The organism is Nonomuraea gerenzanensis, assembly GCF_020215645.1.
Taxonomy (GTDB): domain Bacteria; phylum Actinomycetota; class Actinomycetes; order Streptosporangiales; family Streptosporangiaceae; genus Nonomuraea; species Nonomuraea gerenzanensis.
This window is the reverse complement of sequence record NZ_CP084058.1, coordinates 1,249,169-1,272,863: the sequence shown is the minus strand read 5'-3', so window position 1 is coordinate 1,272,863 and position 23,695 is coordinate 1,249,169. Positions and strand designations below refer to the sequence as shown.

At 71.9% G+C, this 23,695-nt stretch carries 25 protein-coding genes; 11 read left to right on the top strand and 14 right to left on the bottom strand.

Annotated elements, in window-relative coordinates; genetic code table 11:
* Positions 1–102: 102 nt before the first annotated feature.
* From LCN96_RS06470 to LCN96_RS06455, 4 genes are all read right to left on the bottom strand, one after another.
* The gene (locus tag LCN96_RS06470) at positions 103–918 is read right to left on the bottom strand and encodes a hypothetical protein (RefSeq protein ID WP_225271661.1); all 816 of its coding nucleotides are present in this window, start codon (positions 916–918) and stop codon (positions 103–105) included.
* A gap of 102 nt (positions 919–1,020) precedes the next feature.
* The gene (locus tag LCN96_RS06465) at positions 1,021–2,157 is read right to left on the bottom strand and encodes a hypothetical protein (RefSeq protein ID WP_225271660.1); all 1,137 of its coding nucleotides are present in this window, start codon (positions 2,155–2,157) and stop codon (positions 1,021–1,023) included.
* Positions 2,158–2,271: 114 nt separating this feature from the next.
* Positions 2,272–5,673 carry a hypothetical protein gene (locus LCN96_RS06460; RefSeq protein ID WP_225271659.1) on the bottom strand — a complete coding sequence of 1,134 codons (3,402 nt, stop codon included), beginning with the start codon at positions 5,671–5,673 and terminating at the stop codon, positions 2,272–2,274.
* A gap of 4 nt (positions 5,674–5,677) precedes the next feature.
* Positions 5,678–7,201 (bottom strand): hypothetical protein, encoded by a 1,524-nt coding sequence (locus LCN96_RS06455; protein ID WP_225271658.1) that lies wholly within the window; start codon positions 7,199–7,201, stop codon positions 5,678–5,680.
* Between the two features lie 203 nt (positions 7,202–7,404).
* On the opposite strand from LCN96_RS06455, the gene LCN96_RS06450 reads away from it, so the two are divergent.
* Both LCN96_RS06450 and LCN96_RS06445 read left to right on the top strand, forming a co-directional pair.
* The gene (locus tag LCN96_RS06450; protein ID WP_225271657.1) at positions 7,405–7,557 is read left to right on the top strand and encodes a hypothetical protein; all 153 of its coding nucleotides are present in this window, start codon (positions 7,405–7,407) and stop codon (positions 7,555–7,557) included.
* 2 nt (positions 7,558–7,559) lie between these two features.
* Positions 7,560–7,784, top strand: coding sequence for a zinc-binding dehydrogenase (locus LCN96_RS06445; RefSeq protein ID WP_225271656.1), 225 nt, complete (start codon positions 7,560–7,562; stop codon positions 7,782–7,784).
* Positions 7,785–7,788: 4 nt separating this feature from the next.
* Here the strand turns inward: LCN96_RS06445 and LCN96_RS06440 are convergent, their stop codons facing one another.
* Both LCN96_RS06440 and LCN96_RS06435 read right to left on the bottom strand, forming a co-directional pair.
* A complete protein-coding gene (locus LCN96_RS06440) occupies positions 7,789–8,412 on the bottom strand; it encodes a response regulator (RefSeq protein ID WP_225271655.1) in 624 nt (207 codons plus the stop codon).
* Positions 8,409–9,569 carry a sensor histidine kinase gene (locus LCN96_RS06435; RefSeq protein WP_225271654.1) on the bottom strand — a complete coding sequence of 387 codons (1,161 nt, stop codon included), beginning with the start codon at positions 9,567–9,569 and terminating at the stop codon, positions 8,409–8,411. The genes LCN96_RS06440 and LCN96_RS06435 overlap by 4 nt, the downstream gene beginning before the upstream one ends.
* 380 nt (positions 9,570–9,949) lie before the next feature.
* Between LCN96_RS06435 and LCN96_RS06430 the strand changes: the two genes are divergently transcribed.
* Positions 9,950–10,351: a GlcG/HbpS family heme-binding protein gene (locus tag LCN96_RS06430; protein ID WP_225271653.1), complete on the top strand. Its 402-nt coding sequence runs from the start codon at positions 9,950–9,952 to the stop codon at positions 10,349–10,351.
* A 169-nt stretch (positions 10,352–10,520) separates the two neighbouring features.
* On the top strand, positions 10,521–11,183 hold the full coding sequence (locus LCN96_RS06425; RefSeq protein WP_225271652.1) for an ankyrin repeat domain-containing protein: 663 nt from the start codon (positions 10,521–10,523) through the stop codon (positions 11,181–11,183).
* Between the two features lie 10 nt (positions 11,184–11,193).
* Here the strand turns inward: LCN96_RS06425 and LCN96_RS06420 are convergent, their stop codons facing one another.
* The 3 genes from LCN96_RS06420 to LCN96_RS06410 are packed head-to-tail and all read right to left on the bottom strand — an operon-like array spanning position 11,194 to position 13,196.
* Positions 11,194–11,604 carry a VOC family protein gene (locus LCN96_RS06420; RefSeq protein WP_225271651.1) on the bottom strand — a complete coding sequence of 137 codons (411 nt, stop codon included), beginning with the start codon at positions 11,602–11,604 and terminating at the stop codon, positions 11,194–11,196.
* 10 nt (positions 11,605–11,614) lie between these two features.
* Positions 11,615–12,460, bottom strand: a complete 846-nt coding sequence (locus tag LCN96_RS06415) for a DUF4240 domain-containing protein (protein ID WP_225271650.1) — start codon at positions 12,458–12,460, stop codon at positions 11,615–11,617.
* Positions 12,461–12,467: 7 nt separating this feature from the next.
* Positions 12,468–13,196 carry a GbsR/MarR family transcriptional regulator gene (locus tag LCN96_RS06410; protein ID WP_225271649.1) on the bottom strand — a complete coding sequence of 243 codons (729 nt, stop codon included), beginning with the start codon at positions 13,194–13,196 and terminating at the stop codon, positions 12,468–12,470.
* Between the two features lie 160 nt (positions 13,197–13,356).
* Here LCN96_RS06410 and LCN96_RS06405 point away from each other — a divergent pair, with 160 nt between their 5' ends.
* Together LCN96_RS06405 and LCN96_RS06400 are read left to right on the top strand one after the other, a co-directional pair.
* Entirely contained in the window at positions 13,357–14,535 is a 1,179-nt protein-coding gene (locus LCN96_RS06405; protein WP_225271648.1) for a DUF418 domain-containing protein, read from the top strand.
* Between the two features lie 59 nt (positions 14,536–14,594).
* On the top strand, positions 14,595–14,993 hold the full coding sequence (locus LCN96_RS06400) for a hypothetical protein (protein WP_225271647.1): 399 nt from the start codon (positions 14,595–14,597) through the stop codon (positions 14,991–14,993).
* A 19-nt stretch (positions 14,994–15,012) separates the two neighbouring features.
* Here the strand turns inward: LCN96_RS06400 and LCN96_RS06395 are convergent, their stop codons facing one another.
* Positions 15,013–16,113 (bottom strand): questin oxidase family protein, encoded by a 1,101-nt coding sequence (locus LCN96_RS06395; protein ID WP_225271646.1) that lies wholly within the window; start codon positions 16,111–16,113, stop codon positions 15,013–15,015.
* A 99-nt stretch (positions 16,114–16,212) separates the two neighbouring features.
* Here LCN96_RS06395 and LCN96_RS06390 point away from each other — a divergent pair, with 99 nt between their 5' ends.
* The 3 genes from LCN96_RS06390 to LCN96_RS06380 are packed head-to-tail and all read left to right on the top strand — an operon-like array spanning position 16,213 to position 18,214.
* Positions 16,213–16,377, top strand: coding sequence for a hypothetical protein (locus LCN96_RS06390; RefSeq protein ID WP_225271645.1), 165 nt, complete (start codon positions 16,213–16,215; stop codon positions 16,375–16,377).
* 26 nt (positions 16,378–16,403) lie between these two features.
* Positions 16,404–17,156 (top strand): cysteine hydrolase family protein, encoded by a 753-nt coding sequence (locus LCN96_RS06385; protein ID WP_225271644.1) that lies wholly within the window; start codon positions 16,404–16,406, stop codon positions 17,154–17,156.
* 44 nt (positions 17,157–17,200) lie between these two features.
* Complete coding sequence (locus tag LCN96_RS06380; protein WP_225271643.1) at positions 17,201–18,214, top strand: HEAT repeat domain-containing protein; 1,014 nt, start codon at positions 17,201–17,203, stop codon at positions 18,212–18,214.
* A 97-nt stretch (positions 18,215–18,311) separates the two neighbouring features.
* Here the strand turns inward: LCN96_RS06380 and LCN96_RS06375 are convergent, their stop codons facing one another.
* Positions 18,312–19,094: a trypsin-like peptidase domain-containing protein gene (locus LCN96_RS06375; RefSeq protein WP_225271642.1), complete on the bottom strand. Its 783-nt coding sequence runs from the start codon at positions 19,092–19,094 to the stop codon at positions 18,312–18,314.
* A gap of 220 nt (positions 19,095–19,314) precedes the next feature.
* Positions 19,315–20,106 carry a hypothetical protein gene (locus tag LCN96_RS06370; RefSeq protein ID WP_225271641.1) on the bottom strand — a complete coding sequence of 264 codons (792 nt, stop codon included), beginning with the start codon at positions 20,104–20,106 and terminating at the stop codon, positions 19,315–19,317.
* Between the two features lie 340 nt (positions 20,107–20,446).
* Between LCN96_RS06370 and LCN96_RS06365 the strand changes: the two genes are divergently transcribed.
* Entirely contained in the window at positions 20,447–20,905 is a 459-nt protein-coding gene (locus LCN96_RS06365) for a hypothetical protein (RefSeq protein WP_225271640.1), read from the top strand.
* 146 nt (positions 20,906–21,051) lie between these two features.
* On the opposite strand, the gene LCN96_RS06360 is transcribed toward LCN96_RS06365, so the two are convergent.
* A complete protein-coding gene (locus tag LCN96_RS06360) occupies positions 21,052–21,651 on the bottom strand; it encodes a cadmium resistance transporter (protein ID WP_225271639.1) in 600 nt (199 codons plus the stop codon).
* Positions 21,652–21,772: 121 nt separating this feature from the next.
* A complete protein-coding gene (locus LCN96_RS06355; RefSeq protein WP_225271638.1) occupies positions 21,773–22,051 on the bottom strand; it encodes a DUF7662 domain-containing protein in 279 nt (92 codons plus the stop codon).
* Positions 22,052–22,592: 541 nt separating this feature from the next.
* On the opposite strand from LCN96_RS06355, the gene LCN96_RS06350 reads away from it, so the two are divergent.
* Positions 22,593–23,384 carry an HNH endonuclease gene (locus tag LCN96_RS06350; protein WP_225271637.1) on the top strand — a complete coding sequence of 264 codons (792 nt, stop codon included), beginning with the start codon at positions 22,593–22,595 and terminating at the stop codon, positions 23,382–23,384.
* The last annotated feature ends 311 nt before the right edge of the window (positions 23,385–23,695 follow it).

Here is a 23,695-nt window from a genome sequence, read left to right as displayed (position 1 = left end):
TGGGTGCGGTGGCGCAACACGGCGGCCCGGCGGAGTGCGGTGCCCCAGCACGGCGGCCCGGCGGTGCCGTCCACCGGGCCCGTGCGCCCGTGCCGGTGGCGGCTACTGCCAGATGGCGGCGTACTTGCCGTTCTCGGCGTTGACCTGCACCGGTGCGAGCCCCTTGGCCTTGAGGTCGTCGAAGCGCTTCTGGTAGCCGGAGGCGCTCATGTCCACGTAGTGGGCCCAGGACTTGTCGCCGTCCTTGCGCCACACCGCCGCGTACGTCCCGTCGGGCGCCACGGCGATCCTGACCGGCCGGAAGCCCTTCTCCTTCTTGGCGTAGAACTCGGCCTCGTGCTGCTTGAGCGACTTGCCGTAGGTGTAGTACCAGGCGCCGCCGCCGTTGGCGCTCCACACGCCGACGTACCGGACGTCGTCCGCCGTGCCGTACGCGTCCACCGAGGTCAGCGCCAGCCCCTTGGCGGTGGCCTCCTTGTTGGCGGCGGCGAAGCCCGCCGGGGTGAGCCCGGCCCTGGCCACGAACGCGCCCTTCTTCTTCTCGAAGACGGCGGTGAACACGGGCGAGTCGGCCGGCCCGGTGGCGGAGACCGAGGTCGGCTGCGCCCCCTCCTTCACCCCGGCGTCGAACCGCTTCTGGAACCCGGACGCCGACATGCCCTGCCAGATGCCCCACTCGTGGGCCGAGCCGCCCTTGACCCAGACGGCGGCGTACCGCTCCCCGTCGGAGACGTTCACCGTGATCGGCCGGTAACCCTGGTCCTTGAGGCGGGTCACCCGGGCGACGCTCTGGCTCGCGCTCAGGTCGTGGTAGGCGACCCACGCCTGCGCCGCCTGTGCCCCGGCCGGGGTCGCCAGCGGAACGGCGGCCCCGGCCAGCACGGACGTGACGATCGCGATCTTGCCTGTGGTCCGCATGACTCTCCCGTGCAGAAATCTTTACTCGTTCGAGGAATGAGTCACGACCCTAACAGCCCTTACCGGCCGACCGCAGGCACAGCCCCGGATGCCGCGAGGGCGTCAGCCGAGGCGCTCGAAGGGCGTCGGCGACTGGCCGGTCCAGCGGTAGAGCTGGGCGTGGCCGGTGTGCTTGGAGACGCCGTCCTCGGTGACCTTGCCGGCCTTGGCCACGTAGTAGCGGCCGCCGCCGAGCGAGACCAGGCCGTACTCGCCGGTGAACTGCCAGCCCCTGATCCCCGTCGCCGGGTCCTGGAGCCCGCCGGGCGCCGGCGTGAGCAGCTTGCCGCGCTCGGGCTGCGGCTGGCCGACCAGGTCGCCCGTCCTGGGGCGGGCGCCGCCGTCCACCATGAAGAAGGTGTAGTTGGGGAACTGCGGCTTGGTGCCCTTGTAGACGGCCATCATCCAGTTGCCGGTGTGCTGGTCGTACTGGAGGTTCTGCACGCCGTAGGTGGTGTTGCCGGTGTAGGCGAAGTACTTGCCGTCCACCTGCTCGGGGCCGCTCCGGTGCGGGGCGCTTTCGGTGAGCGGGCGCTCGTACTTCCTCCACTGCTGGATGTCGTACTGGAGCAGGACCTGGTAGTCGTTGTCCTGTCTGGTGGTGTTGGCGTAGATGCCGTAGGCGACGGTCAGCTTCTGCTTGCCGTGCTTCTTGCCGAACTCGGGGCCGAACGAGACGCCGTCGATGCCGCTGCAGCCGTAGCGGTGGTCGGGCGTGTTGCCGACGTTGCCGTCGAACGTGCCGTCCCCGTTCATGTCGGCCACGTAGTCGGCGACGACCTCCTTGAGGTAGACGGTCTTGACCACGTCGGTGGTCTGAGCGTCCATGTCGGGGGCGGTGATGCGGTCCACGTCGAAGATCGCGATGTAGAACGACTCCTGCTCCTTGTACTCCAGCGACCCGTAGACGCGGCCGTCCTGGGAGTTGAAGTCGAGGTCGCCGAGGTGGCCGGTGAAGCCGGTCACGGAGCCGACGAGCTTGCCCTGGAGGTCGGTCTTGACGAGGAGGTTGGTGAAGGAGAAGTACATGTACCCCTTGCGCTGGTCGATGGCCATGCCCTGGACGTGGCCGGCCGTCCAGGCGCCGCCGTAGATCTCCGCGGGCAGCTCGCGGGGACGGTCGGCGGCGCCTGCCGGGGTGGCGGCGAGCAAGGAGAGGGCGGAGGTGGCGGCGAGGGTGAGTGTCAGGACCTTGCGCATGGTGCGATACCCGTCTTCGTCGTTAACTGATCAAAAATCGACGTTATACCGCGCCTATGCGCATGTCTGACTATTTCCTGAACTGTCAGTGAAGTGGCGCCGAACCCTCCCCGTTCACTCCATGGCCGTCCTGACCCGGCGCGCCCGGTACTCCGCCTCGCGCAGGCCGCTCGCCCGCACCTCGCGCAGCAGCTCGCGCCACGGCTCGCCCCACCCCGCCCTGAACGCGCACGACTCGGCCAGCTCGACGGCCAGCAACGCGCCCGCCTCGCCCTGGCCCGCCAGCCACCGCGCGTGCGGCAGCAGCCGCTCCGCCGGCACGTTCCGCGCCGAGACCGCGAGCAGCCTGCCCGCCTCGACGGCGGCCAGCACCCCGGTGATCGTCCCGAGCAGCCGGGCCAGGTCGTCCCGCGGGTCGTGGGCCCAGTCCACGGTGGTGGCCAGCAGCTCGGCCGCCAGGTCGGCGGGCAGGTCGGCGACGACGGCCCGCGCGACCGCGCGCACCGACTCCGGGTCCGCGGCGTGGCGCGTGCCTGGGTGGTACGCGGCGTGGTGCGCGCCCCGATGGTACGCGGCGTGGTGCGTGCCCGGATGGTACGCGGCGTGGCTCATGCCCGGGTCCAGGCGCCGCCGCCGCTCCGGCTGGAGGTTCAGGCGCAGGCCCAGGACGAGGGCCGCGAGCCGCTGGGCGGCCGGGCGGTCGCGCTCGGCCCCGGCGTCCGGGCCGTCGGGCGCGGCGGTGAGCGCGCGGACGGTCCGCCGCAGCTCCGCCACCCCGCTCCCCGCGCACGCCACCCTCACCAGCCCGTAGGCCGCGTCCCGCCACCCGGCCGTCTCGTCGAGCTCGCGGACGATCCCGGCCAGCCGCTCCGCGGCCCCTCGCACGTAGGAGCCCCAGCGAGGCAGCGCCTGGACGGCCGCCAGCCGGGTCCTCAGGTCACCCGAGCGGGTCGCGGCGGCGACCAGGTCCCCGTACGCCGGCCGCCACCGCTCCGGCAGGCTCAACGGATCCGGCTTGAGCGCCGCGGCGGCCACGTCCTCCGCCGCGACCGCCTCCTTGAGCAGCTCCCAGGCCGCCGGCTCGGGAAGCAGCTCCGGCAGCGCCGACACGATCGCCGCCCGGACGTCCTTGTGCTGGCCCGGCGCGTCCCACAGCTCCCGCAGCACGCCCATCGCGCCGGGAGCCCGGTGCCTGGCCAGCAGCCGGACGGCCTCCTTGCGCGCGGTGACCTTGCCGCCCGCCAGCACCGGCTCCAGCGCCGCCGCCAGCTCCCCCGGCCGCACGAACCTGGCCGCCCGCGCCGCCCCGTACACCGCCACGTGCGCGTCGTCCCCGCCCGCGTGCGCGAGCAGGTCACCCAGCACGTCCTGCGGCGCCGCCGTCCACGGCAACGCGGTCAACGCGGCCCGCCGCACCACGGCCTCGCCCGGCAGCACGTACGCCCGCAACCGCTCCGCCGCGACGCCGGGCACCTCGCCCAGCTTCCGCACGGCCCGTGCGCGCTCCCACACGGGCAGCGTCGTGTCCCGCGCGGCCCGCTCCAGCAGCCCGAGATACGCCTCGCGCTGCCGGGCCGTCCAGCGCAGCACCGCCCGGCGCGGCACGCGGTGCAACCGGCGCGCGCCGGTCCTGCCGAACCGCCCCTCGGGATCCCGCGGCCCGAGCGCGGCCTCCAGCAGGTCGGTACGCCGCCACGCCAGCACCTCGAACACCTTGTCCAGGTTCACCACGGACGGATCGGCCGCCAGCAGCCTCGCCACCCGCTCGCCCCTGGTCCGCGACGGCTCCAGCCAGTGCTCGACGGCCTCGATCGCCTCCGGTCCCTCGACGGCGTCCAGCGCGCGTTCCAGCGCCCGCCGCAGCTCGGGCAGCTCGTGCCCGCGCCGGCCGAACGCCGCGGCGAGCAGGAAGGCGAGCCGGTGGCGGTCGTGCCTCGCCGCCGCCTCCAGGTACGGCTCCAGCCTGCGGACCAGCTCGACCTCCTGGCCGCGCCGCAACACCTCCGGCAGGTGGCTGAGCGTGGCCAGGCCCACGTTCTCGATCACCCGCTCGAACGTCCGCATGCCGAACTCCAGCAGAGCCGCGTCCTCCCGCGTCGCCCCCTGCTCGAACGCCAGCGCCGCCAGGCCGCTGACGGCGTGCCGGGTGCGGGCCGAGCAGTCGCGGGCCGCCAGCGCGTCCTCGACGAGCCGGTCCAGGAACGGCACGTGCGCGGGCCGCAGGAGCCGGCAGGGGATCACGGCCAGGGTCGAGACGGTCGCGGCGCGCACCGGGTCCTGCTCGTTGCGCAGCCGGGTCAGGGCGTCCGCCAGCCGGGTGAGCACCTCGGGGTCGCGGCTGCGGCCCGCGCAGAGGATCAGGTTGACGTAGCCGTCGATCCGGTCCCCGGGGTCGGAGCGGCGGGTGGCGGCCCGCAGCACCGGCTCCGCCTCGTCGTACGGGAGGAAGGCGGTGATCTCCAGCGTGCGCCGCTCGTCCTCGCCGATGGCGCGCAGCCCGAGCATGCGGCGGGCCTCGGCGACGCGGCGGCGCAGCGGGAGGAGGCTCAGCAGCTCCTCGGGGAGAACGTGCTGGGACAGGTCGAAGCCGTGCATCGCCGCAGTGAACACCGCGTCCCTGCGGGCGGGCGGCAGCGCCCGCAGCAGGTCGGTGACCCCGCCCTGCTCGCGCACCGCCCTGCCCAGCTCGCCCAGCCGCTCGTCGGTGAGCGCGGCCAGCCGCCTGCGCACGGCGGGCCACCGGAGGAGCCCGGCGAGCTGGGCCTGCCGGCCAGGGGCCAGGTAGACGGCCAGCGTACGGTCCGGGTCGGCGTCCAGGAGCCGCCCCGCGCAGCGCCACGACCTGGGCGTCCAGTGGCGCTCCAGCAGCGCGATCACCCGCTCGGGGGCGTGCGCCGCAGCGGCCTCCACGCCCGGGGTCAGGGCCAGCCACCAGGTGTCGCGCAGGTCCTGGGTCAGGCCGTCCAGCGTCCGCTCGGCGTGGTCGAGCACGAGGAGCGGGTGCCGGCGGGCCAGCGCCGCCCAGTTGGGCACCGCGTGGGCGAGGTCGGCCAGCCTGGTCGCGACCGCCTCGGCCCCGCAGGCCGCGAGCAGTGTCGCGGCCTCGCGGTCGCCCCACCGCTCGCGCACCTCGTCGATCAGCAGCTCGGCCAGGTCGGCGCGGCGGTGGCGCCTGAGGGCGCGGTAGGCGGTCATGCGGTGGTGCAGGGGGGCGGTGCGGGTCAGGGCGCGGATGGTGGCGGCCGGGGCGCCGAGCTTGACGGCCTGCTCGATCGCGAACCCTGAGATGTCGGGATCCGGGTCGGTCAGGGCGCGGGTGAGGTGGCGCAGGTCCTTCACCATCGTGGCCATCCGCACGGCCAGCAGGCGCTCGTACGCGCCGCCTCCGGCCAGCTCGTCCAGCAGGGTGGCCAGGTTCGGATGGCCGGACAGCTCGCGGGCGCGCAGCGCGAGGTGGCGGCAGCGCTCCCCGTGGGGCAGCGGCTCCACCTCGTCGAGCAGCTCCTGGGATCGCATCTCGTCACCCCTCACAGGTCGTCAGAAAGGCGTTCATGGCGTCGCGGAGCTCCTCGTCCGGCTCCACCGCGTGCGCCGCCCGCACCCACGCGACGCCTTCCGCCGGCGGCTCCGGCCAGGCCCGCAACGCCCGGAGCGCGCACCGGCGGACCCGCGGACCGCGGTTGCGCAGTGCCGCCCCGATGAGCGGCAGGCCGAGGCCCGGATGCCGCTCCAGCTCCGTGACGATCAGCTCCAGCGCGTGCTCGTGGCCGTCGCCGCCGAGCACCACGCCGGGGCCGTTCGCCAGGTCGTCCAGCGGCAGCAGCTCCTCGGCCAGTGCCACGAGCGCGCCGGTGTCGGTCAGGCGGAGCACGTTCTGCCAGGTGAAGCCGTCGTCCGGCGCCACCCGGAGCCGGGCCACGAGCTGCGGCAGGATCGGCAGGCCCAGCCGCAGCGCGCAGTGCTGGGCCTGCCCGAAGCCGTCGCCGCCTGGGTCCGCCACGCCCGCCAGCGCCAGCTCGGTCCAGCGCGGCTGGGCGAGCACGTCGGCGTAGCGGCGCCGCAGGGCCGCCACGTCGGCGGGGAGCCAGTGCGCGGCGGGTTCGCGCAGGTGGCCGCGGATGGTCAGGAGGTGGTCGAGGCGCTCGAGGGTGAACTGTCCCGCGGCGGCCAGGTCGGCGTAGCGGGCCAGGGCGGGCACCGCGTCCTCGTAGGCGTCGAGGCCCGTGGTGGGGCCGCCCTCACCGCGGGCCAGCGCGGACAGGATGCCGCCCGCGCCGTCCACCAGCGCCTCGTCCGGCTCCGGGTCGAGCAGCGCGGAGTACAGGTCACCGGTGGTGGCGGCGAGCGGCGCCAGGTACTCGTCCATGACGTGGTTGCGGAAGCCCTCGCGCAGCAGCCAGGCCCTGATCGCGGGGTCGTCGCTGCCTTCCAGCCGTTCGACGGCGTGGATGCGGCCCCATCCGGTGACGCGCCTGGCCAGCTCGAACACCGCCCGCTCCCGCTCCTGCGCCGGCTGGGTGCGCAGCAGGGCGACGACCGCGTACAGGGTCAGCTCCTCCAGCGTGCCGAGCAGGAGCAGCAGCTCGCGGTCCCGCTCGTCGCCGGTCACGCCGACGAGCACGATGCCGGTCTTGACCGCCTCGCGCCGTGTCCCGTGCTCGGCCAGCCGGCGGCCCGCCTCGTACACCTGCTGCCTGCTCAGCCCCCTGCGGGCCAGCTCGCGCGGCAGGTCGTCGCAGATCTCCAGCGCGCGGGCGCGCGCGAGGCGATCGTGCAGCATGGCGTGCGGGGCCCCCTCCTCCAGGAGGCCGGCGATCTCCTGGACGGTGCCGGAGTCGGGGGTGAAGCCGAAGTGGTGGGTGCGGACGCCGTCCATGACGACGGAGGGCAGGTGCAGCTTGCCGTCGTCCGCGCGCGGTGGCTCGTCGGGGAGGTCCATGGCCTCCGGCGGCCAGGGGCCGGGGCCGTGCAGCGCGGACAGGGAGATCGCGTGTGCCAGGAAGGTGAGCGGCTCGGCGCTCAGCTTCCTCGTGCCGGGGGTCACCGGCTGGGGCGGTGGCCGCCCTTCCTGTAGAAGATCATGGACGCCATGATGCCCTAGCGCGCCCGGTTCGCGCCAGTCGGTTTCCGGACAGATTTGGACTTGCGGGTCCATTTTTCGCGTCCGGGTCAGCGACATCCCCGACGAGGTCGCGGCGGCCCTGATGTGCAGGGCATCACCGCCCACCACTTCACGGCGAGGCCTTCGTGCGGCCCGTCCTGGAGCTCACCGGCGGCCGGGGCGTGCACACCGTGTTCGACGGCGGAGGGGAGACCACCTTGCTGGCCTCGATGCAGGTCCTGCGCCGCCACGGCACCTGCTCCACTACGGGGCCGTCATCGGCGACCCGCCCGTGGTGAGCATGCGCGAGCCGCCGCGCAGCATCAGGGTGAGCTACCCGGTGTTCTTCGACCACATCCCGACCCGCGAGCAGCTCCTCGCCCGCAGCGCCGAGCTGTTCGACCTGGTCCGCAGGGGCCGGCTCAGCATCGAGATCGGCGGGCGCTACCCGCTCGGGGACGCCGCACTGGCCCACCGCGACCTCGAAGCGCGCACGACCACCGGCAAGCTCCTGCTCCTGCCCTGACGGGTCAGGGCAGCCTGATCAGGCGCCGCTCCACGGCGGCGGTGACGGCGGCGGTCCGCGTGTCCACGCCGAGCTTGCCGTAGATGTGCACCAGGTGCGTCTTGACCGTCGCCTCGGTGATGAACAGCCGCCTGGCGATCTCCCGGTTGCCGGCCCCGCTCGCCAGCAGCTCCAGGATCTCCACCTCCCGCACGCTCAGCGCCGGGCCCGGATCGCGCAGCCGCCGCATCATCCGCGCCGCCACCTTGGCCGACAGCACGCTCTCGCCCCTGGCCGCGGCCCGGACGCCCTGGAACAGCTCCTCCGGCGGGCACACCTTGAGCAGGTAGCCGGTGGCCCCCGCGTCCACGGCGCGCATGACGTCCGCCTCGGTCTCGTACGTCGTCAGCACCAGCACCTGCGGCGGCGAGGGCAGCGCCCGGATCCGCCGGGTGGCCTCGACCCCGTCGATGCCGTCACCGAGCTGCAGGTCCATGAGCACGACGTCGGGCCAGGACGCGGCGATCCCGCTCAGCGCCTCCTCCGCGCCGGACGCCTCGCCGACGACCTCGATGTCGTCCTCGCCGCCGAGCAGCGCCACCAGGCCCGCCCGGACGACGGGGTGATCGTCCACCAGGAACAGCCTCACCGCACGCCCACCTCCTCCGACGGACTCACTGGCACCCTGGCCGCGACAGCCGTGCCCTCCCCGGGGGCGCTCTCGACGATCAGCACCCCGCGCACCTCCTCCAGCCGGTCGCGCATCGCGCGCAGGCCGTATCCGCGTCCCGGCGCGGGGGACGGCTCGGCGAACCCGGCCCCGTCGTCGAAGACGTCCAGCGTGACCTCGCCGTCCAGGTAGGACAGGGTCACGGTGGCACTCGTGGCGCCCGCGTGGTCGCGGACGTTCGCCAGAGCGCCCTGGGCCACGCGCAGGAGCGCCGTCTGCACGTCCGGCGGCAGCGGGCACTGCTCGCCCTCCAGCCGCAGGCACACGCGCGGCCCGCCGTCGAAGCTCTCGCAGAGCCGGGCGAGCGCCTCGGGCAGCGTGCCGTGCTCCAGCCCAGACGGCCGCAGGTCGCGGACGAACCGGCGGGCCTCGTCGAGGTTCTCCGCGGCCACGGCGGCGGCCCGCCGCACATGCGCGCGGGCCCGCTCGGGGTCGGCGTCCCACCCGCGGTCGGCGGCCTGCAGCAGGATGCCCATGCTGGTCAGCCCCTGCGCGAGCGTGTCGTGGATCTCGCGGGCCAGCCGCTCCCGCTCCTCCAGCACGCCGGTACGGTGCCGCGACCCGGCCAGCGTCTCCCGGGTGGCGATCAGGTCGTCGATGAGCAGCTGACGGGCGGCGCTCTCGCGCTGCAGCTCCCAGAACGTCACCGCCGTCATCGCCGCGATCCCGATGGGCGCGAGGATCAGGCTCGGGTCCAGCTCCTGCGCGATCTTGGTCTGCGCCGCGATGACCACCAGCGTGAGCATCGCCGCGGCCACCGCGAACGCCCGCGCGTCCAGCAGCCGCAGGCACAGGAAGAGCAGCGGCACCGCGCACCAGCTGAACGACGGCGCCAGCACCACCAGCCCCAGCCAGACCGCCGCCACGCAGCCCAGCCACACCAGCCGCCCGCGCCCGAGCCTGCCCCAGAACACCATGCCGGCCAGGTACGTCAGAGCGAGCGCCGCGCAGACGGCCAGCGACGTCACGGTCTGCGCGACCATGCCGTGCCGGGACACCAGTCTCCACGCCGAGGCGGCCAGCAGCAGGTAGAAGCCCGCATGCATGGCCCAGTTCAGCCAGACGCGCTCCCTCATCGCCCTCCCTGTCCGTTCTGCCCCGACCCTATGCAGTGCCGGGGACCGGCCGGGACCGGGACATCCTGGATCAACCGATCGGTTGACCTGCGGCTCAACCTCTTGACGGCGCAGGATCGCCCGTGCTTCCGATGGCTCGTGGGGCTGCCGCTGCGAGGGTTGTCGAACACATCCGCTGAGCTTGACGAACGGAAGAGATGATGAACGGTTCCCGCCGTATCCGACTGATGGCCGCCGGTCCGCTCGCGGGCCTCGCCCTCGCTACCACTGCCCTCGGCCCCATCGCTCTTGGCCCCATCGCTCTTGGACCCACGGCTGTGGGGGCGTCCTCTGCGTCGGTTCGGGATTCGCGGGCCGCCCAGCCGACCGTCCAGACCGAGGTGTTGTCAGCCGACGCCGCCCTGGAGATCGCCGGGGCGGCGATGCGGGAGGCCGCCAAGCAGAAGCAGCGCGTCTCCGTCGTGATCGTCGACCGCTCCGGCGCGACCCGGCTGGTCGTCAAGGGCGACGGCGCCGGCCCGCAGACCGAGGAGTCGGCCAGGCGCAAGGCGTTCACGGCGGTCTCCTTCGGGCGGGCCACCAGCGAGCTGGCCAAGGGCCTGAACGGTGGCGGCCCGTCCATCGCCGACATCCCCGGTACGCTCTTCCTCGGCGGCGGAGTCCCCGTCGCCTCAGGCGGCGCGCCCGTGGCGGGCATCGGCGTCGGCGGGGCACCGAGCGGCGACCTCGACGAGGCCATCGCCCGCGCCGGCCTCAAGGCGGTCTCGGACCGGCTGCGGTGAAAGGGCCGAGCGTGGCGAGGCCCGGCCCGCGGCGGCCGTGAAAGGCCGGCGAGCAGCGGAGCCGGGCCGCCTCGGCACGCTTAGCCACCGCGGCACGTCAGGCCAACTCGGCACGTCAGGCCACCTCGGCAGGCCGGGCCGCCTCGGCACGCCGGGCCGCAGGACCGTCTTGACGTCCCTGCTCGGCTCCCTGCTCACCGCATGCACCATCCGCACCCGCAAGCCCGAAGGAGAGAACGTGGCCGACGAGGAACTGCTGGCAGCCGCGGCACGAGGAGACGCCGCCGCCGTCCGCGACGCCCTGGACGCGGGCGCGGACATCGAGACCCGCGACGACCGGCGCCGCACCGCCCTGCTGCTGGCCGCCCTGGCCGACCACGTCGAGGCGGCCGAGGTGCTGGTTCGGGCAGGCGCCGACCCCGACGCCCAGGACGCCCGCCGCGACACGCCCTGGCTCGTCACGGGCGTCACCGGCAGCGTCGCCATGCTCCGCACGCTCCTCCCGGCCGGCCCCGACCTGACCGTACGCAACCGCTACGGCGGCGTCTCCCTCATCCCGGCCTGCGAGCGGGGCCACGTGGACTACGTCCGCGAGGTCCTGAAGACCGGGATCAACGTGGATCACGTCAACGACCTCGGCTGGACCGGCCTGCTGGAAGCCGTCATCCTCGGCGACGGCAGCCGCCCGTACCAGGAGATCGTCCGCCTGCTCATCGCCGCCGGCGCCGACGTGAACCTCGCCGACCGCGAGGGGGTGACCCCGCTGGCCCACGCCCGCACCAAGGGCCAGACCGAGGTCGCCGCCCTCCTGCGCGCCGCCGGAGCCCGCTGACCCCGGCACCTCAGCCGGGCCCGGCCACCAGCTCCACCTCGAACCCGTCCGCGTCCTCCAGGTAGGAGGCATAGTGCCGCTCCCCTCCCGCGTACGGGTGCCGGTCCGGGAACATCAGCGTCCAGCCGTACGCGGGCGCCCGCTCCGTCAGCTCATCGACGCGCTCGCGGCTGCCCGCGTGGAAGGCCAGATGGTTCAGGCCGGGGCGGCGGCGGTCGTGCCGGTCGGCGGTGCGGGCCGGGGACTGCTCGATGACGAGGTACGTCGCGCCCAGCCGCCAGCTCCGCCCGTCCGGCCAGTCCTGGTAGAGGGTGTAGCCGAGCTGCTCCAGCAGCCACTGCCAGCTCGTCGTGGCCCGGCGCAGGTCGGGGACCCAGAGCTCGACGTGGTGCAGCGAGCCGGTGGCGGGCGGTTCGGTCATGGCAAGGACCTTAGATCCCGCCGTAACGCACGGCTTCGCACAGATGACGCCTCACCTGGGAGCGCCTCGTGCCGTCCGCCCCGCGCGAGAACGACCAGACGCGGGTCCCGTCCCCGTCGTACCGGGACAGATGGGGAGGCCACCAGGCTCTGACCTGATCAGTGTCCGGGTCGTCCGGGTCGGTGGTGATGCCGCGGTGGCGGGCGAGCCGAGGGAGCCGGCGCAGGCATTCCGCCTTGTCGTCGAAGTCCCATCCCTCCCCGTCGGGCTCGGCGCCGGGGGTCAGGAAGGGGAAGACGCTCACGACTCCGCGCGCCCGCATGGCGTCGTACAAGGCCATCGAGTCCCGACCTGTCGCCCGTTCGTAGGCGTCCGTGGACACGTAGGAGAACGTCTCGAACTGCGGAGAGGCCTCCTCGGGCCAGAACGAGCGCCGGGTGAGGGTCACCCGGCTGAGTTCGATCCGGCCGCCCCTGGAAGGACTCGTCCGCTCATGACGGAAATTTCGCGACAGCTCGTCGAGCCGTTGCATGGCGGGCAGTTCCATCAGCCGATCGGGACAGTCGACGACCTTCTCGAAGTCCTCCCTGCCGAGACTGATGAGCCAGTCCGTGAAATATTCGAACCCGTCGGACGAGCCATAGCCGATGCTGATCCAGCACGCCGCGTACATGTCCCAGGAACAGGCTCGGTTCCGGCTGAGAGTGAACCAGGCGTGGTAGTCCACGATGTCCTCGACGGGCAGGGCGGCGAGGTGGTTCTCCAGCCATTCCAGCCGCTCCCGCCGGGTGCCGGTCTCCGCGGCGGAGCGCCCGACCAGCTCCCAGAACCCGTCGATGTCCATGACGGCGATCATGACATGCCTACTCCTCCTCGGGGGAGGTCTCGCGCCACTTCTCGGCCGCGCGGATCATGTCGTCGCTGAGATGCCGCAGCAGCCGCCCCATGCTCTTCAGCCGGGCCCCGGCCGGCGTGGCGGGGCCCAGGGCCTCGGCGCCGCCGTACGCGATGCCGGCGAGCCGGGCGTTGTGCTGGGCGCTGGCCAGCCAGGACTGGTACCAGATGTCGCCGTCGATGACGTACCGGTCGCGGCGGCGCCGGGGGTCGCGCTCGCGTCTGATCAGGCGCTGCTGTTCGAGCTGGCCGACGGCCTTGGAGATGGAGGCCGGGCTGACCTGGAGGCGCTGGACGAGCTCGGCCGCCGTGAGGCTGCCGCTGTCGGTGAGGTAGAGGCAGGCCAGGACGCGGGCGGGCGTGTGGGTCAGGCCGGTGCCCACCAGCATGGCGGTGAAGCGCTCCTCCAGCGTCCTCATGGTCTCCGGGTCGCGCCCGCGCTCGTCGGCGGCGGGGGAGGGGGCAGGGGCGGGCGACGGGCGCGGCCGGCTGGACCTGCCTCGGCGGGCCCTGGTCGCGGTCGCGTCGTGGGCCAGGTCGGCCCGGTAACCGTGGGCTCCGCCGTTGCGCATCACCTCCCGGGTGATGGTGGAGACCGGGCGCTCCAGGCGCCGCGCGATCTCGCTGTACGTGTGCCCGTCGGCCAGCCCTTGCGCGATGAGCCTGCGTTCCTCGTGAGTGAGCCTGCCGCCCGGCATGCGTGGTCGCCCCCTGATCTAGTGTCCGGGGGCCAGTATTGCCTTCACCGACACCTCATTGCAAACGACTTTTGCGTTCGCCGTCACAACCATTGCAATAACCTGCGGAAATACCGACATATCCGTTGACTCAGAACTGAAAGCAACGTAGCTTTCGTGCATGCCGAAAGACGTACTATCTCGTTCTCCCGCCGCCGCCCCGTCGTCCGACAGGTCGCTCGCGCCCGACCTCGCCCGCGGCGTCATGCTGCTGCTGATCGCGCTCTCCCACGCCCCCGCCTTCGTCGGCGACTGGAACACGGGCCCCGCCTGGCTCGACGCCACCGCGAAGTTCGTCAAGTCGCTGGTGGCCGACAACCAGGCCAGGAACATGTTCGTGTTCCTGTTCGGCTACGGCCTGGTGCAGCTGCTCGCCGGGCAGCAGGCGCGGGGCACCGGCTGGCCGGCCGTCAAGAGCCTGCTGCGCCGCCGGGCGTGGTGGCTGATCGTCATCGGGTTCTGCAACGCCGTGGTGTTCGTGCCGATCGACATCGTCGCCGTCTACGGGCTCACCCTGCTGGTGCTCGCCCCGATCGTCCGGGCGCGGGCATCGGTCCTGTGGTGGACGGGCGGGCTGACGCTCGTGCCCGCCACCCTGCTCCTGGCCTGGCAGAGCGTGGTCGCGCAGGCCGACCCGTCGACCATCGCCGAGATCATGGAGCCGACGTTCGCGGCGCACCTCCTGGCCGGCCTGCCGGTCTGGCCCGCCAACACCGTCGTCTCCACCGTCATGGTGGTGCCCGCCATGGCGATGGGGATCCTGGCCGCCCGCCGCCGCCTCCTCGACGAGCCCGAGCGGCACCTGCCGCTGCTGCGCCGCCTCGCCGCCGCGGGCCTCACCGTCGCCCTCCTCGGCCGCCTGCCGGCCGCGGCGATGGCCGCGGGCCTGTGGTCCGCCGACTCGGCCGCCGTCTCCTGGACGGTCGCCGTCGCGCACGACCTGACCGGCTACGCGGGCGGCATCGGCCTGGCCGCCGCCGTCGGCCTCGTCGCGGCCGGGCTCCGGGGTGGCCGCCTCACCACCGCCCTGGCCGCGCTGGGCCGGCGGTCGCTGACGTTCTACCTGTTCCAGGCGCTGGTGTGGGTGGTGTTGTTCTATCCGTTCACGCTGGGGTGGCACGACGACCTCGGGTACGCGGCGGCGCTCGGGATCGCGGTCGCGGTGTGGGTGGTGTCGATCGTGCTGGCCGACGGGATGCGTGCGGTGGGGCACCGGGGGCTCGCCGAGATCCTGCTGCGCCGGCTCACCTACCGGTCCAGCACCGCGAACAGGGGTGATGCCGAGGTGAAGCCGCGATGAAGCAGCAGGGTGCTGTCGTGAGGGCGTGATCGACGGTTCCGGCGATGGGAAGGGCACCGATGAAGTCTCTGCGCATGCTGACGGCGCTGGCCTTGCCACTGGTCACCGTGATGTCCCTGGGCACTCCCGCCGAGGCGCGGCCGGTGCCGCTGAGTTACATCTACAACAAGCCCGCCAACCAGATCGGGATCGGCGTCTATCAGGCTCGCGGGCAGCGGCCCTGGACGCACATCCTCCCGGCGGGCCAGCGCACGGACTCCTATCTCGACTGGCAGCGAGCCGGGGGCTTCTACATCGGCCCCGGCTACTGCGCCGAGCCCTACTACTTCGCCAACGGCGACTGGCAGCCGTACGGGGTGACCGTGCGCGGGCCCGACTACTTCGACGTGTTCGACTCCGTCGTGGGTGAGACCACGTCCCGCAACGAGGTCCGCAGTCTGCGCGCCTGCACCGGCTGACGCCGGTCCCAGCCCCGCCTCAGGAGTCGAACGGGTCGATCAGCGTGGCCGCGCGGACCGCCGCCGCCAGCGCGTCGGGATCGCCGGTGCGGTGGTGCACGTCCAGCGCCGTGTCGGCGAACTTGATCACATGCTCGTCCCCGTGCCGTACCGCCAGCTCGAACACCTCCTCCGGGCCGGCGGCCGGCTCCGCCCCGGCCACCGGCTCAGCCGGGGCATAGGTGGCGGCCACCGGCTCGGCCGGGGCATAGGTGGCGGCCACCGGCTCGGCCGGGGCGTAGGCGGCGGTCACCGCGGCGCCCGCCGCCCAGGCGGCGTCCAGGCTGACACCCCACAGCCGGGACGGCAGCGCGGGCAGGGTCCGCAGCACGGCGGTCGGCGCGGTGGCGGCGTGGACCAGCATGACGGGGTTGCCGTGGGCGTGGGTGAGGTAGCGCAGGGTCGCCGCGTCCGCCAGCTCGGCGAGGCGGGCGCGGGCCTGCTCGGCGTCGGCGGCCGGGGCCAGCGCGGCCACGGCCGGGCCCCACCCGGCGACCCCCGCGAGCTGGTCGAGCCGGTGATTGATGCCCTGGCTCTGGTCCGGCACGCGCGGGACCCCGGCGAACGCCCGCGCCGCATCGGCCGTGCCGGACGGCGCACCGAAGGCGGCGATGGGCTGCCAGCGCGCCGCCCAGTACCCGAGCGCCTGCCCCAGCTCGGCGAGCCGCGGCTCGTTCTCATGATGGAGCAGCAACGCGTGCACCGCGTGCCCCGTACGGATCACCCCGTGCGTGGCCCCGGCCGCGATCCCCGGCAGCAGGCGCGGCCACCACGTCTCCAGCACGTCCCGCCACGGCCGTTCCCGCACCTCCCTGTCGAAGAACGCCAGCCAGTCGCCCAGCCGCCGCGCGTCGCCGAGCGCCTCCCGCCACTCCTCCTCGCCGACCGGTGCGGTGCCGCGCGGCAGCTCGTCCAGCCGGGTGACGTAGCCGTCGAGCCAGCGGTGCACGTCCCGGTCGTACCCGTGCCTGACCATCGCCTCGACCGCCATCGGCCCGTGGTTGGACAGCCACCCCTCGAACTCGGGGCCCGTCCTGTGCAGCCGTTCGTACGCTTCTTCCAGCGTCCCGGTGTCGTCCATGACACGGACGCTAGCCGCCGCCTACGGCCCGCACGTCGGTCCCGCGGTCGAACGCCCCTCCGCCTTTGGGCCTAAGCCCCCGTGCAACAGTTTCCGGCGATGCCTCCGCTCTGGAGTGATGGAGGGACGGGGACGTCGGCCGATCTCGGTGAGCGGGCCGAGCGAGGTGGCGTCCAGGTGCCGGCCGTGGCGCGTGACGACCGCCTGCTGTCGTACCAGGTGAGTGACGACCTCTACGTCATCGACCTCGCGAAGATCCGCTGAGGCGCGGCCGGTGCCAGAATGGGGCGGTGGATCGAGCTGTTCAGACCGGCCGGGTCGAAGGACTGCTGGATCTCGACCCGGCCCGGGTCGCCGTCGTCCTGATCGACTTCCAGCGCGACTTCTGCGGCACGCCCGGCGATGCCGCCCAGTCGCCCGGCACGTCCGGCACGTCCGGCACGTCCGGCACGTCCGGCACGTCCGGCACGTCCGGCACGTCCGGCACGTCCGGCACTTCCGGCAACGCGAGTGCGGCGAGGCGGGCCAACGCGTTCGCCGAGCAGGCCGCCACCCGGTTCGGCACGCGGGTGATCTACTCGCAGCAGGTGCTGGAGCTGGACCGGCTGACGGCGCGGCAGCGGCGGTGGGAGGAGACGAGCCGGTTGTGCGTGGCCGGTTCGGCGGGCGCGGAGCTGTTCGTGGAGCCGGTGCCGGGCTCCCGGGTGGTGCGCAAGTACCGCTTCGACGTCTGGCAGAGCCGCGAGTTCCTGGACACGCTGGCGGAGTGGGACATCGACGGGCTGGTGATCGGCGGGGTGGAGCTGCAGTGCTGCGTCCTGTACGCGGTGCTGGGGGCTGAGGAGCGGGGCTACCACTACGTGGTCCCGCAGGATCTGGTGTCGGGGATCGACGCCTGCGAGACGACCTCCAACCCGGCGGTCCGCGACTATCTGCGGTTCACGCATCCGTCACCGGAGTCGGCGCAGCTGCTGCTGGACGGGTGGCGGCGGCGCCTCGCCGGGCACGACTCGACGGCGACCGGCCCTTCGCCGCAGCCTTGAAAACGGATGGCCGGGCACCAGCGCGGTGCGCGACCATTCGTCCCATGGAAGCGATCGCCGAAGCGGTGGCCATCCTCAGGAACGCGACCTGCCCAGGCGATCACGACCAGGCCTGGGAGCTGGTCACCAAGGCCACGCAGGACCTGGAGAGCGCGTCCGCGCTGGCGTTCACGATGGTGCGGTCGGCCGACGCCGTGGACCGCAAGGTCGGCTGTGACCTGCTCGGCAGCCTGGTGGAGCGCGACGAGTCGCTGCGGGAGCCGGTGCTGCTCGCGGCCCTCGAACTGGCGGCGTCCGAGACCGACCACGCGGTGCACGCCTCGATCGCGCGCACGCTGGGCCGCACCGGCGACGAGCGCGCCCTGCCCGAGCTGCTCCGCCTGGCCGCCCACCCCGACGCGGACGTCAGACAGGACGTCGCCGCCTCACTGCCTCTGGGGGTGGATGCGAGTGAGCCGGTGATCGAGGCCCTGATCCGGCTGAGCGCCGATGCCGACGACGACGTACGCAACTGGGCGACCTTCGCTCTGGGCCAGCAGTGCCAGGCCGATGGGACGGCGATCAGGGCGGCCCTTTGGGCGCGCGTCGATGACGCGTTCGGGGAGGTGCGGGAGGAGGCCATCGCGGGGCTGGCGCGGCGCAGGGACGCGCGGGTCGTGCCGTACGTCGCGCGCCTGCTGGAGACGGGCGCCTTCTACCCTTACCAGCTCACGGCTTTCTCCTGTCTCGCGGAACCGGCGCTGCTGCCGTATCTCAGGGAGTACGAGGAGGATGAAGGGATCGTCGCGGCGCTGCGCGCCTGCGATCCCGAGGCGCGGGGTGCCCGTGACGCCTTCGCCGCCGACCTGGCCGAAGCGCTGCATGATCGTGCGCCTGATCTCGGGTTCGGGGTGTTCGGGGAGGTGTGTGAGCCTGGGCTGGTGCTGGCTGTGGCCGGGGGCGGTCTTGATTGGTCTCTTGAGCCGCTGTACGACCGGGCGGGCGGGGATCCAGCGAGGGCGGCGGAAATGATCATCGGCGCGCTCCCCGGTGGCACGGCGTCTGCGGCATCGGCCTGATCATTGGGACTATCTCTACGGCTACTCCAGACTCTTGCCGAAGTGAGCCGCACCCGCCCGAGTCTGCACAGACGCTGCTCGAAGACAGCGCACCCGATCAGCCGTCCTCCTCGCACCGCTGGGTCGAGACGTGCTTCGTGGCCTTGGCGGCGCGCTGGGTGACGGCGAGGATCTCCTCACCGGCCAGGGCGTAGCCCTCCTCCGGGTCCTCCTTGGCCGCCGCGAAGACCATCCCGGCGACCGTGCCTTCCTCAAGGATCAGCGGGGCGCCGCTCAGACCGGCGTTCGCCTCGGCGGAGAACCCGAGCACCACTCTGGTGACCTCGCGCTCCTTGTACAGGTCCAGGCTCTTGGCCTCCAGCCGCTGCTCGATGTCGACCGCCTGCGTTTCGAGACGCTTCGCGCCCTTCGGATAACCCAGCATGCGAGCCTGGGCGATCGAGAACCCGGGGATCCGCAGCAGCGGCTTCGGTGCCGCGGTGATGCGCAGCGGAGGTGCGGGCAGCTTCGGCACGTACAGGACCGCGACGTCCACCTCGGGATCGAAGGCCACGACCCGGCCCTCGTACTGATTGCCATCGGCAGTGGTGACGACCGGGGAGACCGGGACGGCACCGGCGACCACATGCGCGGCGGTCACCACCCGCTGAGGGGCGTAGACGAAACCCGTCCCCTCGAACTTCTTGTTGCACGACGGCGCGATCACCGAAAGCCGCACCACACTCTGCTCCGCACCCACGCCGGGCTCGGCGTCCTCCGACGACGAGACGGCCGCCTCACTCCCGGCCGCCGCCGCACTGTTGTGCACCGGCACCGGAAGGGCCGAGGTCGAGCAGCCGGCAAGGGCAAGGACGACGGGTACCCAGACCCAACGCGGCACGCCCCTACACCTCCCTCAGATCGTCTACGCCGACCGGACTTCTTGGCGCCACGGTGCACGATTGATCAATCATCGTCGCCGAACGACCACCTGTCACGCCCTGTCCGATCTTGCGCGGCCTCAGCCCGTCGCCTGCCGGCAGCGGTTACGCTTGCGGCCGGCTCACTGTCCCCGCACCCCTGGGAGGCGGCTGTGGCGATCCCGAAGAAGGGCTCACGGCTCATCGACGCCGGCGGCACCGCCTTCCGCTGGCGGGTCCGCCACCAGCCCACCTACTGCCAGGGCAACGGCTGGAGCCCCGCGACGTTCGCCGTCGAGCGGGCCGAGCAGCCCTCGTCAGCGCCTGCATCCGGCGGGCCGTCGAACGAGGATGAGACTCGGGCAGCCGTACCGGCTTCACCCTCACCGTCACCGAGGGCGACCTGGCCGCGCTCCCCCATCGCTGACCGGTGAGATGAGGACGCTCCTGCTCAAGCCACTCCTGGCTCAACCGGCAGCCCGTGGTCAGCTCGATCGTCGCCAGCGACGCCGCCCGCCAGCTCTTCCCGTTCCGCCACCTGAAGTGCGGCGCCATGGCCGTCAGCTCCGGCCAGTGCGCGAGGTTCGCCTCGTGCGTCCAGCTTCCCGGGTACATCGCATCGACCGCGAGCAGCAGCTCCCCGTCGGCTGCGAAGGCGATGCGATTGTTGCCGTTCACGTTCCAATGGACGCTGTAGGCACGGCCGCCTTCGCTGAGACGCGGCAGCACAGGAGGGAAGGCGGCGTGGAACCCGTACTCGAACAGCTCGGTCACCGAGCCGGACCGGCCGACCAGCACCGCCCAGGCTTCGTCGCCCGGGAAGGCGTTCACGGGGCGCGCCGTCTTCTGGGCCACGTGACTCTCGCCGCCGCTCAGCCGGTCGCCGATCTCGGTCAGTGTGAGCGGGTTTCCGTCGTCGGGGACGATCACGGTCCAGCAGGCGCCGTTGCCCAGCCAGTGATTCTTGAGGAGGCGGTGGTAGGAGCGGTACACCGCGGATCCCGCAGACCGGTCATCACGCAATTCACGCAACTCCGTCGATTCAGGTGGGTTGTGGGGCAAGATCATCGCACAGCGTCGGCCCGGGAGCTGCCGGGTCCCGCACAACCTCAGCCCGGAGCGGTCAGCCTCCTCACGCGACTACTGGCGGGCTCATCGCATGGCATCAGCCGGGAGACTCCGGGCGTTGAGACGCGCGGGCGGCGGTCTGGCGGCCGGTTCGGTAGCGGCCCGGCCCGGCGTCGTTCGATGATGCGTTGCCACCGATGCGACCCACCTGAATCGTGATCGATGCGTGCGCGTCGCGAGACGGTCGCATCAGACACTTGCGGCAATGGATGAGTACAACGCACGTTCCTCACCCGCCGCCGGAGGCCGGCTTGCCCAGCGGCTGGTCGCCGCCGGGCTCGCCGGCATCATCCTGCCCTTCCTCCAACTCGGCTGGCTCCTGCTCGTAGCCGCCCTGCCCGACGACTCGCAGTGCGGCCACTTCGGCTGCCTCGGCCTGCTGGCCGACGCGTGGACGGTCGGGAGCTGGGCAGCGGTCGTGCTCGCCTGGCCCCTGCTGCACCTCCTCGGGGTGCGCCCGGCGTGGCTCGTCGCCGCGCTCGCGCCCTTCTTCCTGGTGCCGATCTGGCAGCTCACCGACGTGACGGACAGCGCGGTCGCCGGGTTGTTCGCCTACCCTCTGGCCGCCCTGATGAGTGCGCCGCGCTTGTCGTGGCCGCGGCGCACCCTGGTCCCGGCGCTCTTCCTTCTGCTCTGCGTCTTCCTCGTGTTCTTTTCTGGATAGTTCTCGGCGTCACGGTGACCCTGGGCCTGCTAAGACTGTCCACGCTCGCCAGCCTCGGCATGCCGTCCTTGCCACTGGCCGAACCAGGCGGGATGCAGGCGCATGACCGTCACCTGGCCCGAAGCACCCTGCTTCGTGACGAAGCTCTACAACCCGAAGGCGCCGCCCTCGATCAGGATGAGCAGCCCGATACCGACCAGCACGACCGGCAGCAGAACGTGCCCCCACCGGCTCAGCGCCTTCGCAATGATCGGCCGAGTGGCGAAGAACCGGCCGGCAGCGCACCACACGGCCACCAACACCAGGAAGACGGTGCCGTAGACAGCCATCGAGCCGACGCCGGCGGTGGCGAAGACGGGAACGTACACGCCGATGTTGTCGCCGCCGTTGGCGAAGGTGACCGCGGCCACCTCCAGCACCTTCGGCCCACCGGCATGCTCCTCGGCCGTCTGCCCATCCCCGTCCCGGTGATCTTTCCACGCCTGCCAGCCAGCCTTGATACCCAAGGCCAGCGGAAGCAGGCCCAGATAGGGCAGGACCGGCTCGGGAAGGAACATGGCGCCGAAGGCCGCGGCCACCGCCACCGCCAAGATGCCCAGGAAGCCGAGATACTGACCGGCCACCACCCGCGCGGCGGCGCCGCGATGTCCGGCACCCTGGGCGAAGAACAACGCCAAGATCAGAATGTCATCGATGTTCGTGACGGCGAACAACCCAACCGCTTGCCCGATGATGCCCGCGCTCACGCCGAGACGTTCTCCTTGACCTCACGTTGTCCCCCGGTGACCCTACTGGCCGCAGCGGAGGCATCCGGAAAGGTGATGTGCGCCTCGGTGGCCATGTCGATGTGACGATCAGCGCAGCGCCTCACTCGGAGTAAGACGTTGTCTTGATGAAGGCGACGCGCTGGGTGCGCAGGTCGGGACGAGCTTGGTAGCCGACGTCCAACCACACGGCCTGTGTGTGCTCCGGGTCGGTGCCCCACCATGCCGGATGGCGGAAGGCGCTGTGCGGCAGGGGTGCCCCGATCACCGCCGCGACTTCGGCGAACGTCATCTCGATGCGTTCGCGGCCATCAGCCCGTAGATGCCGCTCAAGCCTTTCATACTGCTCACGTCGCACCACGTGCTCATCATTGACCGTCACGGATCCGCTGTCAGCCGTGCCAACCCGGCTACTCGGCCGACGAAGCGGCGCAAGCGGGGTTTGAGCTGGGGGTTTGGGGGGCCGCGCCCCCCCCAATGTCACAGCCTTAGCTTCCTTGCGCGAAGCGCCCCCCCTGGCGAAGACCATGCGTTTCCCCGGGCCCCCTATTTGAGGAGCTGGCGGGCCATGACCATGCGCTGGATCTGGTTGGTGCCCTCGTAGATCTGGGTGATCTCCGGTGCGCTACACAGCCACCAGCGGAAATCTGGCGATCATGAGCATGACCTGGGGCTACTGTTGCGACTGACTCTCGTCACTTCTCGCTGTTCTCGGCCACCCCACGGAACAGGGACGGAACAGCGCAGGGAGTTGCTCATGGCGATCCGAAGTTGGGTCCGCAGCTACTCAGCGTCGATGGCATCGTATGTTGCTGAACCGTCCGTCGTCAGCCCACGTCCTGTCAGGGGAACAGCTGGAGTCTGGCCTCAGGCAATCTTGCTATCGCATCGCGCTGTGCGGGGGCCAAATTTAGGCTCATCCCATGGCGATCTCGGAGCGGACCCGGAAGATCATCTGGGTGGAGTCAGGCGGGCGTTGCGCGATCTGTCGACGCCAGGTCCTGACTCCAGGTAGCGAGACAGACGATCCATCGATCTTCGGCGAAGAGTGTCACATCGTCGCTCGTGGGGCTTCAGGACCGAGAGCCGGCGGATTGCGCGAGGAACTCGTAGACCACCACTCAAACCTTCTGCTGTTGTGCAGCGAGCACCACAAGCAGATCGACGACCAGGTCGCGACGTTCGCCGTTGAACGCCTACACGAGATCAAGAAGTCGCATCGCGAGTGGATCGCGCGCCTGGGCAATCCTGATGGCGGTCCCGTTCGCCTTGTCCCGGATCCCAGCTTTCCGCGACCGCGTCTCCTGACGCCGATCACCACGGGGAACGCTCTCTGGGAGATGCTCCGCAGGGCAACAGCCTTCGAGTACGCCCACGCCGACCACCAGCCCGAAGCCGCAGAAGACTTGACAATCGAGTTCCTCGACATGATCAAGGACTACCTAGACATCGCGAGCGAACTCGACAGCATCCGGGAGCAGCGAGATGCGGCGAAGCTCCTCGGAGGCTACATTAGCCGCCTCGCCGAAAGCGGCTACATAGTCGGTGCATGGGTACGCCACATGTTGCTGACAGGCGGACCGACTCAAGCCGAGCCCTCGCCGTGGGAAATCCTTCGGGTCGAAGTGATCCCTGCCGCGGACGCTGAGGTCGTAGATAGCGAGGGAAAGCTCGTCACCATTCCCGATCCACCAAGTAGCCCTCAAGCGAGCTGAGCGTTCTTGGACAACTCCCACGCGGGCCGCCACTATTCGCCCGGGAGTCGCCTGCTGGGACTCGAACCCGAGATCCCTTTATTACGAGTGAAGCGGAGGGCCGTGGCCGAGGGCTGGCGCGGCTGCTCAGCTGTGTGTCGCCGTACGGGACGATCAGGGTACGTGTGGAGCGTTGCTGTATTTTCCTGCTGTACAGCAGACCCCCAGCAACCCGCGTATCCGGTGGCAAGCCGACCCGGAGCGCAGGGCCGCAGGCCCGAGCACCGGAAGCGGCGCGGCAGTCTGTCATTCCCATCTGCGATCTGTTCGCT

What these genes read in the sequence shown, in the direction of transcription:
- LCN96_RS06470 (WP_225271661.1), bottom strand. Translation starts at nt 918, where the DNA reads ATGCGGACCACAGGCAAGATCGCGATCGTCACGTCCGTGCTGGCCGGG.
- LCN96_RS06465 (WP_225271660.1), bottom strand. Translation starts at nt 2,157, where the DNA reads ATGCGCAAGGTCCTGACACTCACCCTCGCCGCCACCTCCGCCCTCTCC.
- LCN96_RS06460 (WP_225271659.1), bottom strand. Translation starts at nt 5,673, where the DNA reads ATGCGATCCCAGGAGCTGCTCGACGAGGTGGAGCCGCTGCCCCACGGG.
- LCN96_RS06445 (WP_225271656.1), top strand. Translation starts at nt 7,560, where the DNA reads ATGCGCGAGCCGCCGCGCAGCATCAGGGTGAGCTACCCGGTGTTCTTC.
- LCN96_RS06435 (WP_225271654.1), bottom strand. Translation starts at nt 9,569, where the DNA reads ATGAGGGAGCGCGTCTGGCTGAACTGGGCCATGCATGCGGGCTTCTAC.
- LCN96_RS06420 (WP_225271651.1), bottom strand. Translation starts at nt 11,604, where the DNA reads ATGACCGAACCGCCCGCCACCGGCTCGCTGCACCACGTCGAGCTCTGG.
- LCN96_RS06415 (WP_225271650.1), bottom strand. Translation starts at nt 12,460, where the DNA reads ATGATCGCCGTCATGGACATCGACGGGTTCTGGGAGCTGGTCGGGCGC.
- LCN96_RS06410 (WP_225271649.1), bottom strand. Translation starts at nt 13,196, where the DNA reads ATGCCGGGCGGCAGGCTCACTCACGAGGAACGCAGGCTCATCGCGCAA.
- LCN96_RS06405 (WP_225271648.1), top strand. Translation starts at nt 13,357, where the DNA reads ATGCCGAAAGACGTACTATCTCGTTCTCCCGCCGCCGCCCCGTCGTCC.
- LCN96_RS06400 (WP_225271647.1), top strand. Translation starts at nt 14,595, where the DNA reads ATGAAGTCTCTGCGCATGCTGACGGCGCTGGCCTTGCCACTGGTCACC.
- LCN96_RS06395 (WP_225271646.1), bottom strand. Translation starts at nt 16,113, where the DNA reads ATGGACGACACCGGGACGCTGGAAGAAGCGTACGAACGGCTGCACAGG.
- LCN96_RS06390 (WP_225271645.1), top strand. Translation starts at nt 16,213, where the DNA reads ATGCCTCCGCTCTGGAGTGATGGAGGGACGGGGACGTCGGCCGATCTC.
- LCN96_RS06380 (WP_225271643.1), top strand. Translation starts at nt 17,201, where the DNA reads ATGGAAGCGATCGCCGAAGCGGTGGCCATCCTCAGGAACGCGACCTGC.
- LCN96_RS06365 (WP_225271640.1), top strand. Translation starts at nt 20,447, where the DNA reads ATGGATGAGTACAACGCACGTTCCTCACCCGCCGCCGGAGGCCGGCTT.
- LCN96_RS06350 (WP_225271637.1), top strand. Translation starts at nt 22,593, where the DNA reads ATGGCGATCTCGGAGCGGACCCGGAAGATCATCTGGGTGGAGTCAGGC.